Annotated in this window: 2 protein-coding genes; both read left to right on the forward strand. The window is 46.7% G+C overall.

Annotated features, from left to right (window positions below):
• Nucleotides 1–144: 144 nt before the first annotated feature.
• Complete coding sequence (gene istA, locus LZF95_RS26155) at nucleotides 145–1,713, forward strand: IS21 family transposase (protein WP_233758445.1); 1,569 nt, start codon at nucleotides 145–147, stop codon at nucleotides 1,711–1,713.
• A gap of 54 nt (nucleotides 1,714–1,767) precedes the next feature.
• Nucleotides 1,768–2,523: an IS21-like element helper ATPase IstB gene (istB, locus tag LZF95_RS26160; protein WP_233758446.1), complete on the forward strand. Its 756-nt coding sequence runs from the start codon at nucleotides 1,768–1,770 to the stop codon at nucleotides 2,521–2,523.
• The last annotated feature ends 92 nt before the right edge of the window (nucleotides 2,524–2,615 follow it).

Consider the following 2,615-nt stretch of genomic DNA (forward strand, 5'->3'; position numbering starts at 1 on the left):
TGTGATCGGTAAATAACAATGCACCACTTTCGGTAAATAAGAATACACCATAATTGGCAACAAGAGTGCACCAAAAGTAATCCCTGTGGGGCATGCCCCACAGGGATTCGGACTATTTTGCTAGTCTACCAAAACTAGCATTTTATGAATGTGTACTTGAACAAATTTATGGTTTATTTTGAAATTCACCGCCTGAGCAGGGAAGGGTATTCCATGCGCCAGATCAGCGAAGAGCTGGTCATCAACCGTCGTACCGTCAGCAAATATCTTTCGCTGACTGAGCAGGGATATGAGCTGTTGCTGGAGCAACAATCCCAGCGTAACAAGGTACTCCTTCCCTATGAGGACTTTGTCAAAAACCGTCTGGAGCTGTTCCGGGACACTCCTTCGGCCCAGATGCATGATTGGCTGAAGGAGCATTTTGAAGACTTGCCCAAAGTCTCTCCCAAAACTGTTTTCAATTTTGTTTCCTGGATCAGGCGTAAGCACAACCTTCCGCTTGTCAAAGTGCCCCGTCAATACCAGATGGTGGAAGAACTCCCTTATGGAAAACAGGCACAGGTGGATTTTGGAGAGTACACCATGCGTTCCTCACTGGGTAACCGGGTCAAGGTGTTTTTCTTCATCATGATCCTTTCCCGTTCCCGCTACAAATATGTCTGGTTTATTGACCGGTATTTTACCTCACTTACAGCGGTTGAGGGCCATGAAAGAGCCTTTGCTTACTTCAGGGGGATTCCCTCGGAAATCGTCTATGATCAGGACAAGGTGTTTATGGTCAGTGAAAACAGGGGGGATTTCATTCTCACCGACACCTTTAGATCCTACATGAGGGAGCAGTCTTTCAGTCTGTTTTTCTGCAGAAAGGCCGACCCTGAAACCAAAGGCAAAGTAGAAAATGTGGTAGGCTATGTGAAAAGAAATTTTCTATATAACCGGACTTACCACAATATCGATACCCTCAACGATGAAGTCATGGGCTGGATGGGTCGTACGGCAAATCTCCTGCCCCATGCGGTAACCAAAAAAGAACCTTTCTCCGAGTACCTGATCGAAGAAGCATACCTGACTCCCTATACCCCCTGCTCTTCACAGACTGCGGTCCCGGATCTCTATGCGGTCAGGAAAGACAATTCTGTTTCCTACAAAGGAAACTTCTATTCATTGCCTCTGGGTACCTATCAGGGAAAAGGGAGCCAGGTGGCGCTCAGAACAGAAGGGACCGACCTGGTAATCAGCCAACCGGAGAAGCCGACAGAAATCTGTCGACACCGGATCCCAGTGGGGTTAACCGGCCAGAAAATCCAGAATACAGACCACAAAAGAGATAAGGCCGCATCTCTTGCACAACGGGTTTCCAATCTGGCCGCTCTGTTTGCCGATCCGCAAAAAGCACTCCGCTGGATTGAGTTGATCAAAAAGGAAAAACCGCGCTATGTCAGGGATCAGCTGGAGATGGTTGAAAAAGCAATTCAGGGAATCGATCCGGACTCAGTGGACCTGACACTCACCTATTGCCTTGAGAACGCAATCGCAACTGCATCGGATTTTAAGGCCATCCTGGATCTGCAGCACATCAAGCACCAGGAAGAATCCAATATCAGGCTCCTGAATCCGCTCAGCGGTAAATTGCCTGTCAACGCCCACATACAGCCCCAGACCAGTAAAATCGGCGACTATGAGGATCTGGTAAACAAGGAAAGCAACAACTGATTATTAACCGCCCCGGGCAGTCATGAAATACGTCCGGGGCATAACCAATCCAACATGGAAACAAACGAACAGATCAATGCCCTATGCAGGCAATTTAAAATCACCGCAATGGCTTCCTGCCTTCCACAGGTCATTGCCGACTCGGAGAAACTAAGCTCCGGCTATCGTGATTTTTTTCTGGCCCTATTAAAACAGGAAGCTGAACTGAGATTGAAAAATGAAATCGCCAGACGCAGAAAAGCAGCCCGTCTGCCACTCAAAAATGACCTAGGGTCTTATGATAAAAAGGCTGAAAACGGATTGACGCCCACACGGATTAACCAGCTCAGGGAGCTGAACTGGCTGGATCAGGGCTTTAACCTGATGTTGCTTGGGCCTTCAGGAACAGGGAAGACATTCCTGGCAGCAGGGCTGGCAGCTGATGCAGTGGACAAGGGGTACAAAGCCTACTTTAAAACCATGGAAGACCTGACTGGTATTCTCAAACTCAAAGACGTGACCCGGACTGCAGCAGCTGAATACAAAAGAATGTTGAAAGCCGATCTGATCATTTTGGATGACATTATGCTCTTTCCGGTTGAAAAAAGCGTCGCTGTCTCTTTGTTCAACTTTGTAAACCAGGTTTACGAACAGACTTCCTTTATCATCACCACTAATAAAATGCCTACGGAATGGGCTAAAATGCTCGATGATGAGGTACTCGCAACTGCTCTCCTGGACAGGTTACTATTCTGTTGCGATATTATAAATTTATCTGGGAAAAGTTATAGAATGAAAAATAGACAGTCTTTCTTTGAACATCAGAAATAGCTAAACTATATTTACTAACTGGTGCACCCTTGTTGCCATTAGTGGCGCATTCCTGTTTTCCATTTTTGGTGCATTGTCAGTTACCGACTACA

The organism is Algoriphagus sp. AGSA1, from assembly GCF_021390545.1.
Classification (GTDB): Bacteria; Bacteroidota; Bacteroidia; order Cytophagales; family Cyclobacteriaceae; genus Algoriphagus.